The sequence below is a fragment of the Citrobacter sp. HN-141 genome, from assembly GCF_033341895.1.
Taxonomy (GTDB): Bacteria; Pseudomonadota; Gammaproteobacteria; order Enterobacterales; family Enterobacteriaceae; genus Citrobacter.
The window spans coordinates 1-8,397 of record NZ_JAWPBF010000038.1 but is presented as its reverse complement, the minus strand read 5'-3'; the positions used below and the strand labels follow the sequence as shown (position 1 = coordinate 8,397).

General features: G+C 43.6%; 6 protein-coding genes and 2 pseudogenes. 2 read left to right on the top strand and 6 right to left on the bottom strand.

Annotated features, from left to right (window positions below; all coding sequences use genetic code 11):
- Positions 1-909 precede the first annotated feature (909 nt).
- The 3 genes and pseudogenes from RYZ59_RS24170 to RYZ59_RS24165 all read right to left on the bottom strand — a co-directional run.
- Positions 910-1,611, bottom strand: coding sequence for a hypothetical protein (locus tag RYZ59_RS24170; RefSeq protein WP_318051086.1), 702 nt, complete (start codon positions 1,609-1,611; stop codon positions 910-912).
- Between the two features lie 147 nt (positions 1,612-1,758).
- Entirely contained in the window at positions 1,759-2,001 is a 243-nt protein-coding gene (locus RYZ59_RS24905) for an alkyl sulfatase C-terminal domain-containing protein (protein WP_411961780.1), read from the bottom strand.
- Positions 1,978-2,823 (bottom strand): annotated as a pseudogene (locus RYZ59_RS24165) (MBL fold metallo-hydrolase); the annotation flags it as partial. The gene RYZ59_RS24905 and the pseudogene RYZ59_RS24165, both read right to left, overlap by 24 nt.
- A 283-nt stretch (positions 2,824-3,106) precedes the next feature.
- On the opposite strand from RYZ59_RS24165, the gene RYZ59_RS24160 reads away from it, so the two are divergent.
- A complete protein-coding gene (locus RYZ59_RS24160; protein ID WP_318051088.1) occupies positions 3,107-3,493 on the top strand; it encodes a hypothetical protein in 387 nt (128 codons plus the stop codon).
- A gap of 82 nt (positions 3,494-3,575) precedes the next feature.
- On the opposite strand, the gene RYZ59_RS24155 is transcribed toward RYZ59_RS24160, so the two are convergent.
- The 3 genes from RYZ59_RS24155 to RYZ59_RS24145 all read right to left on the bottom strand — a co-directional run bounded on the left by RYZ59_RS24155 (position 3,576) and on the right by RYZ59_RS24145 (position 6,387).
- On the bottom strand, positions 3,576-4,193 hold the full coding sequence (locus RYZ59_RS24155; RefSeq protein WP_271448858.1) for an outer membrane beta-barrel protein: 618 nt from the start codon (positions 4,191-4,193) through the stop codon (positions 3,576-3,578).
- 109 nt (positions 4,194-4,302) lie between these two features.
- Positions 4,303-4,932 carry a helix-turn-helix domain-containing protein gene (locus RYZ59_RS24150; protein WP_318051089.1) on the bottom strand — a complete coding sequence of 210 codons (630 nt, stop codon included), beginning with the start codon at positions 4,930-4,932 and terminating at the stop codon, positions 4,303-4,305.
- Between the two features lie 267 nt (positions 4,933-5,199).
- Positions 5,200-6,387, bottom strand: a complete 1,188-nt coding sequence (locus RYZ59_RS24145; protein ID WP_318051090.1) for an OmpP1/FadL family transporter — start codon at positions 6,385-6,387, stop codon at positions 5,200-5,202.
- A gap of 653 nt (positions 6,388-7,040) precedes the next feature.
- On the opposite strand from RYZ59_RS24145, the pseudogene RYZ59_RS24140 reads away from it, so the two are divergent.
- A pseudogene (locus RYZ59_RS24140) lies at positions 7,041-8,322 on the top strand (peroxidase family protein); the annotation flags it as partial.
- Between the last annotated feature and the right edge of the window lie 75 nt (positions 8,323-8,397).

Below are 8,397 nucleotides of genomic sequence, written 5' to 3'. Positions count from 1 at the left end.
CTGATAGAAACAGAAGCCACTGGAGCACCTCAAAAACACCATCATACACTAAATCAGTAAGTTGGCAGCATCACCCAATCTTGGCATCAATACCTCTGGATTTACACATTGGGTGGCGTTTGATTACCAACGTTCGATTTGTCTTCTTAGCCAATGCTGCAACATAGTCTAATGCCTCCATGGCACTGATGTTCTCATGATCCGTAACCGAGTCAGAGTTGACCTGCATGGGGAAAAACAGGTAGTCCGAGGGGAGAGCGACGTGGTTCTGTGGCTGTTGATGCTTGGAGAGTTTTGTCGCCCTAAAAAAATCCCGTTTCTCGCTGATGATATTTTTGGCACTAATACTATCTATTTTATTTATTTTATCGATATATGAACTGAAGTTGACACAAATATCTGCCCACCCTGAATATCCATTTTTATCTACAGAGTACAGTCCATATATAGGTGATTCTTTTATCGAGAAAACATTTTGTCATTATTATATGAGTGAAAGGAGAATGTAATAGATTCTTTAATTGCCAGTCTTTTTAGACCATAACAAGGGAAATTAGCAGGATTCAGTATTACTTGTAATTGTTCATCATGGAGACAAGATATAAAATTACCAATAAATTGTCGATGAATGCCTTCACTCTTACCTAGCCATTGTGGTAAGTCAAAGTAAAAACGGTTTAAATCATTCATCATAACTCCAGGTGATTAATGTAAATAAAACTATGGGTTATGTTAAGTTTTATTTAGAAGTCGGCTGTCCGTTAAACAGTAACGATTATCATTAAAAATATGCAGATATTATATTATTTTCATCGGAACAATACAATCCGGTACGCTTGAATCGAAGTGGAGACAGAAGGGGACATCGATATCACATAGGTCCTACTGGTGTTGGTGCCAATGTCATATTCAGAAACAAGTATGCTGATTAATATATTTCCCCACATCAACAATTTTATTTGTATCGGGGTCAACATTGAGCACTATAAACCGCATTTGTGGGCAGAACAGTTCCAGGCTTTTTTTACTGCATTCCGTTTGTAACCATTTATGACTGCCAGTTTCGGTTTGTACCAGATTGAGGTTTGCATCCTTACTGCACACAAAACCATCCACGTTTGCTTTTTTCCTTGCAGCATCCAGATTCAAGCCAATAACATTTAGCCCATCGACGTCTTTGTCGAGTGAACTGGCTGAGACGCGGGTCAACGCACAACCAGTCAGCGTGATTGAAAGAATCAATAGAAAAGCGACGCGTAAGATAGCGTTGTCATTTTGATGAACATGGATAGTTCTTTGCATTGTGCTGTAGGTTCCGTTGCTGTGAAATTCCAGAGGCACAGATTTGTGTCGTACCTCGGTTGTACGCGAAAAGGACCAGTGGGCAATTACAACATCAACGATTTGACGTATGCGTAAAGTGTATGGTTTGAATGGTAGTTGGTTAACAGCATGAATCCAGGAACTGCGTTGAACGACCAGCACAATGATGAACCCAATATGCCAGATTTTACCCTCCACTATATTAGTGCGCATAATGTATATTATGTTAAATTCAATTAATGCGTACCAAACAGAACACCCTGGTCTTGCCATCAATGGCATATCCATGATGACCTTTCTACCCACTTGCCCTCTAAGGTAGAAATGTGCACACAGCATCTTTGAACACCCATTGCTAACGGACCTGAATCAAGCACAACCCCAGAGAATAAAAAACCCGCCTGTTATGGCGGGTCTTATCATTTATATCTAAAATCAGGGTGTTACGATATTAAACCAGAAATCAAAGCTATCTAAATAGCTGAGGAATTCATCTACTTTAGCCTGGTTGCCGGTAATAGTCACTTCGCCCTTCTCTTTCGCCTGTTTCAGCGACTCTTCCTTAAGAATGATTTTGTTGAGGGTTGCACGGTTCAAAACAATGGAAGCATCTGCATCGCTGGCCTGTGCATTAGCGCTATGGTTAAGCACACCAGGTGCCTCCGAACCCGGGGCCATCATAAAGTCATAGGTTAAGCCATCGATAACTTCTTTCTGTCCGGTATGAGTGATGTAGTTAGTCGGTTCAATCAAGGTTACTGTGCCGGCGGAAGTCGTCGTACCAAGGCCAGCGCCTACCTGACCTTTCGCATCGGGCTTCAGCAGGTTGCCATACATATAGCTGGCGCGGCGACTCATCGCATTACCCGCCATAATGTTTTCCGACACGGCTTCTTTCATAAAGCCAGCCGGTGCATATACTTTTACTTTGCCGGATTTCACATCTGCTTCATCGACAACACCACGCACACCGCCGTAATGGTCAACATGGCTGTGGGTATAAATAACAGCAACAACAGGTCTTTTGCCCCGATTCTGGTAATAGAGATCCATTCCTACTTTAGCCGTTTCTGCCGAAACCAGCGGGTCAATGACGGTAATACCTTCTTTACCTTCCATAATGGTCATGTTCGAAAGATCCAGATTGCGAATCTGATAAACGCCATCAGTGACTTCAAACAAGCCGCCGATATTGATCAATTGTGACTGGCGCCACAGGCTCGGATTCACCGTATCCGGCGCTTTATCGCCCTCTTTAATGAATGCATACTGTTGCGGATTCCAGACGGTATTCCCTTGTTTCCCCTTAATCAATTCTTGTGGCAGTGGCGCAATAAAGCCTTTGTGAGCATTAGAAAAATCGGTTTTATCCGTGAACGGGAGTTGTCCGTACAACGCATCATTCGCACTTTTAGTCTGTGCCGTGGCCTCTTTCGCCACCTCCTGTGCCATCGCAGGAAGTGATATTAACGATGCAGAACACACCCCTGCCATAACCATATAACCAACTACTTTATTAAGTTTCATAAATCCTCGGCTAATAATATAACAATGTGCAGAAAGACGTTCTGCATATTTGATTGCTGATTGGTTTTAAAATTTTTGTATGCTGACGATAAACGTAATTCAATAATCAAAGGCTAACACGCTCATCGGTTACCGGGAAATAGAACAGTGTTTAATTTTAAATTTCGACCAATTTATTTTTAAACATCATAGTTGTGGACGCACACCTGTTAAAAAAGATAATGGCAGGTATCCACTTACTGTCTATATAAAGCACATGCGCAAACTCTACTTTATCTTTTTCATTGGCACACTCTCTGCCTGTAATTCGGCACCACCGGCACCGGTGAGCAAAATTAACAATATGATTATTCCAATTGTACAACAGGAAGCCACATCACCACCTGCTAATCCTGAACTGTACAGATCGTTATATCAAAAAAATAAACAGCAAATTGACAATATTGCGATATCACTAAAAAGTGAATATCTTCAGGATGTTAAATCGCGTGATATTTTTGATATTCACAGTGAGACTCACCAGGTATATACATCTTTAACCAAGCTTGAGCAAATGCAACAGATGAATGACTACTATTATAAAGAGCAGAATAGAACTGGGTTGTTAAACATCAATCAAACTGTTACCACATTATTTGAGTAATAAAAAAGCCTCCTCAATAATAATGAGGAGGCTTTTTCTACATTGCGTAATTAAAGCATTGTCCTGCGTTCGACTAATCTACTCAGTCATGCTGGCCAAAACGGTAAGATACCCCTGCCGTTACTGAACTGATATCGCTGCTGGCACCAATCTGGTTTTCGTTACCCACGTTGCTTACCCATTGATATTCAAGGCGTCCAGCCCAGTTCTTATTGAAAGCATATTCTGTACCCACCGCGACGACCGGACGTATACCCGTGTCAAAATGGTTACTTCCTTTAATATCAGATTCTGCGCGATATCCCATCGCCCCTGCCCGACCATAAATATCCCAGGCATCGGTCAGACCATAACTTGCTTTCATCGTTACTTGCAACCCCTGGCTTTTCATTTGCGAACCTGATGCACCATTTCTGCCATTGAATTGCATATTACCTAAGTAATCGTAACCACCCTCTACGGCAAGCCACGGTGTAATTTGATAACCGGTAAATACACCGCCACCCACATTATCACTATCAAAGCCAACATTACCGTATTTATCCCCGTGGTCATTGGCTTGTTGTGTTGTGCTGGAGTCAAAATAATGTGACCAACCAAATTTACCCCCCGCGTACCAGGTGCCGACATCAGCAGCAGCAAAAGCGGTTGTTGCGGTAAAAGCGTTAGCAATAATGAGTGTAATAAGTGTCTTTTTCATAGCTTTCCTATCGTGGACATAGAGTTATGTTTGGAACAAATAAAGTGTCGCTACAATAGGATATTTAGACCATGTTGATAATTGGTTTTTAGTTTATTTTTGGACTTATTTAGAACCCCTCAGGTAATTTGTTGATTGACGTTAGGTACCCTCCCCGTTCAAAGTCAATATACCCCCCTTTCTTTAACGCAGAGACAACATTTAAAACACTACTGCGCGATAAATGTGTACGTTCCTGAATATAATCAAGAATAGAAACGCGCAGTCGGGTCTCTTGTGGTAACAGATTCATTTCCTCTAAATGATTTCGTATCACTGAATAGGTACGCTGTTGCACCACTAAATCGTCTCGGTAAAATAAATAGCCGGTATGATAGGCAAGTAGCGCAGCGGCATCTTCCCACAATCTTTGTTGATTGAAGAGTTCCCTGGCTTTAAGGACATCAACACGTAATATTGTTGATTCCGCTTCAGCACGTAGCAAGTGAGCGTGCACGGGTTGGATCATCTCGGCAATACCAAACAAATGAGGCTCATAGACAGTCACAATCAACAGACCATCGGAAGAACGTAAAATAGAGAGCTCTCCTTGCAAAAACAAGTAGAGTTGAGGCTGATTTTTGTATTTCCACATGATGCGTCGTCGCGGAACAACATTGAATTTTTCCGCAATGGGTTCAAGCGCTTGCGTCAAACGTTGTATGCTTTGCTCTGGGCGTACCGGGGGTAAAATTTGCATGAGAAAACCTTTATTCTTTCAATTGGTTGAGTGGCGTGAATCAATGGTTATTCCATGAAGATAGTTCATTAGCCTATTAAAATCATATGTTGCCCAATACTTAAAGCAGAAATGAGTTTTTATTTAAATTAGAACAAATGAAAAAGGCCACCAGCAGATAGCCTGACATGGGTAAAAATGCAGCCATACCGCGCGTGTTGGACGGCAACATGACGGGAGATAGTTCAACGTGGTGATTATTAATAATGAGCGGAAAGCAACCAAATACTAGAACTGATAGCTGTAGTTAACACTGGCAAACCATAGCCACGGATTTTTGTATTCTCCGGCAAACGGATCCGATTTTACGTTCGCCGACTGCATATGCAAATATTCGACTGCAAACCCGATATTGCTGGCTGGGGTAATTTGGTACTGCGCTCCGGTGGCAAAACGCCATTCATCGCCGGTTGGTAATGAAAGTGCGACATCGCTTTGCGTTTTGTACGGTGAGCTATCAAATGCGACACCTGCATTTATGCGCCACTGCTCATCGGGACGATACTGCACGCCCAACGCCGTATGCCATGTGTCCTGAAGACGGTTTGTCCGGTCACTTGTATGACCATTAACCTGTATCTGCGGGCTACCAAACTGACTCCAGTCCTGCCAGCCAAGATCGCCCATCAGCGACCACTGCTGACTAATATCGTGAACCAGGCTAAACATTACCTGCTGTGGTGCATGCACTTGGGTAGAGAACGGCAAATCATACTCGAGATTGGGCTGGTTCGGGAATCGTACCCTGCCATCAATATTGAAATGGTAGTCTGTCTTGCTGGTCCAGGTAATACCTGCACGGGTTTGATCGGTTAAATCCATTAATAGGCCAAGACGATAGTTCATCGCCCAGTCATGGTCGTGTTGCGTCCGATCACTGCCATCATTATTCCGGGTCAGAGATAGAAAACCGTAGTTGAGCCCGACTGCGGCACCAACGGACACCCTATCACTCAGTTTCCATGCTACCCCTGGACTTAGCGTCATCGCAACCATCGTGCTTTTTTTAATAAGTCGATCGCCTGCCCAGTCACCAAAATCAATACCGAGGCCATAGTTGCTATATAAGCCAATTCCCGCAGAAACGGTATCGTTCAGATGTTGGGTGTAAAACAGACTGGCATTAGGAAAGACCTTCATGGCATTGCCGGGACTTTGCTGTTCAACAGAAGCGTTGTTGAGTGTGTAAGGAATATCCCCCCCCATTGCCTGCAATCCGGTAGTCACCTTGTGATCGGGTAAACGTGTCATTCCGGCGGGATTAGTGAGCAAGGTTGCGGCATCCTGAGCGCGCGCGGCCTGGCCTGCCCCCGCCAGTGCGGTATCCTCGGTACCTGTTTCATAGAAATAGAGTGCGCTGGCATGCCCGACAGTCGAAAAGAGCATCCCGGAGATGAGAATAATATTTTTATTCATTGGGTTACCTGTTTGGAAGGGTAATCTTTATTGCCAGAGGAACGTTGTGGTTTCCCTGTAAAACGATAAAGTCTCCTCTCTGTTTAACAAAGATTGTTATATTGATTTTCGCAACATCATAATCATTGACCAGGAATGGTGTCTTGTTGAATTTTATCCAATATTAAATTTTATATTCCACACTACGACGTTACTATTATAAAACACGTTAGCATGGTAATAAATTTTAATGTAAAGAAATGAAAATTTAATCTTTTGATAGAAAAGTATGAGTGAAGTCGGCAAAGGAAAAACCATAGTTATGATCATAACAGAAATGTAATATGAGGTTACAACCCCCCTAACACGTTTAAGGCTTGAGAAGACTTGCCCTTCTCAAAACTGTGCGCCATGAGTAACCCTTTTAATTCAATGGCCCACGGTATCCGCTATCCGCCCAAACCTTTATATAAATGAGGTGAGCACCTCATTGTGCGAAGTACAGTTCAGGAGAACAACTCTAAATACGCTGTGGGTATCTTCTGTATTTTCGGAATGGAATCTAAGCATGTAATAACAATCAGGTATCTGATACTGCCTATTCTTCTGTCAGTTTTTGTAAATAGAAAATGGGTGATGATAGCTAATACAGGTAAAGATAGGGGTAATAACGTATGGCCTCACAATATGACTTTACTGTCACTCTCCACGATCTTGCTTTTATTCTTAAGCAGATAAAAATATCCGAAGCGGCGACTAACCCGGATGGTAGCATCAACGCTGATATGCTACGGGAATTAGTCTCCAGTCCACTGTTACCTTACGGACTGCGTACTGTAGATGGTTCATGGAATAATCTCCTCCCCGGTCAGGAATTATACGGTTCGGCCGATCAGACAATGCCAAGATTAACGGCACTGAACTGGCAGGATGCGGATGAAATGACCAGTTATATCCAGATTGGTGGGACGGTTATTGATGCCGATCCTCGTGTTATTAGTAACTTAATTTCGGACCAAACTGCCGCCAATCCGGCCGCGCTGGAGGCATTTAACGCCTTAAAAGATGCTCCCGGGGGGGGGGACGACTACTGGAAATGGCAGTTTATCTATTCCCAACCAATCCCCTGACATTGGCCTTTCTCCGGCGTTTAATGGCTGGATGACTTTCTTTGGTCAGTTTTTTGACCATGGTCTGGACCTCATCCCTAAAGGAGGAAACGGCATCGTCTTCATTCCATTACAACCCGACGACCCTTTATATGTTGAAGGGTCGTCGACCAACTTTATGTTATTAACCCGGGCAACGGTCGATGAAAATCGAGAAACCGTTAACCTTACAACCCCATTTATCGACCAGAACCAAACCTACACCTCTCATCCGTCGCATCAGATCTTTATCCGTGAATATGTATTAATTGACGGTAAACCTGAGCCGACGGGTAATTTATTAGGTGGGGCTAACGGTGGGCTGGCAACCTGGGCTGACGTCAAGAACCAGGCGGAAACGCTACTCGGCATTAAATTGACCGATCAGGATGTGTTTAATGTGCCGCTGCTGGCGACTGATCGTTACGGTAATTTGATTTTAAGTGAAAATGGAAAAGTACAGATTGTTACCACGAGTGGGCTGGTAGAAGCCAATGGCGGTCTGTTACCTGAGAGCACCTTCCGAACCGGGCATGCTTTTCTCGATGATATTGCGCATACTGCCGCGCCAAAAGCGGGTTTACTGGCAGATGATGACGACGTTATTGGCGGGCAACAGCCAGCGGGCACGTACGATGATGAGCTCCTGGATCGCCACTTTATCACCGGTGACGGGCGCGGTAATGAAAACATTGGGCTAACTGCCGTTCACGCCGTATTTCACAGTGAACATAACCGGCTGGTTGAGCAATATAAGACCACCCTACTGGAAACCGGTGATATTGACCTTATTAACCAGTGGCTGATGGGTGATGCTGCCAACTTACTGATTTAGTGTATGATGGTGTTTTTGAGGTGCTCCAGTGGCTTCTGTTTCTATCAG

What these genes read in the sequence shown, in the direction of transcription:
- RYZ59_RS24170 (WP_318051086.1), bottom strand. Translation starts at nt 1,611, where the DNA reads ATGGATATGCCATTGATGGCAAGACCAGGGTGTTCTGTTTGGTACGCA.
- RYZ59_RS24905 (WP_411961780.1), bottom strand. Translation starts at nt 2,001, where the DNA reads ATGGCCCCGGGTTCGGAGGCACCTGGTGTGCTTAACCATAGCGCTAAT.
- RYZ59_RS24160 (WP_318051088.1), top strand. Translation starts at nt 3,107, where the DNA reads ATGCGCAAACTCTACTTTATCTTTTTCATTGGCACACTCTCTGCCTGT.
- RYZ59_RS24155 (WP_271448858.1), bottom strand. Translation starts at nt 4,193, where the DNA reads ATGAAAAAGACACTTATTACACTCATTATTGCTAACGCTTTTACCGCA.
- RYZ59_RS24150 (WP_318051089.1), bottom strand. Translation starts at nt 4,932, where the DNA reads ATGCAAATTTTACCCCCGGTACGCCCAGAGCAAAGCATACAACGTTTG.
- RYZ59_RS24145 (WP_318051090.1), bottom strand. Translation starts at nt 6,387, where the DNA reads ATGAATAAAAATATTATTCTCATCTCCGGGATGCTCTTTTCGACTGTC.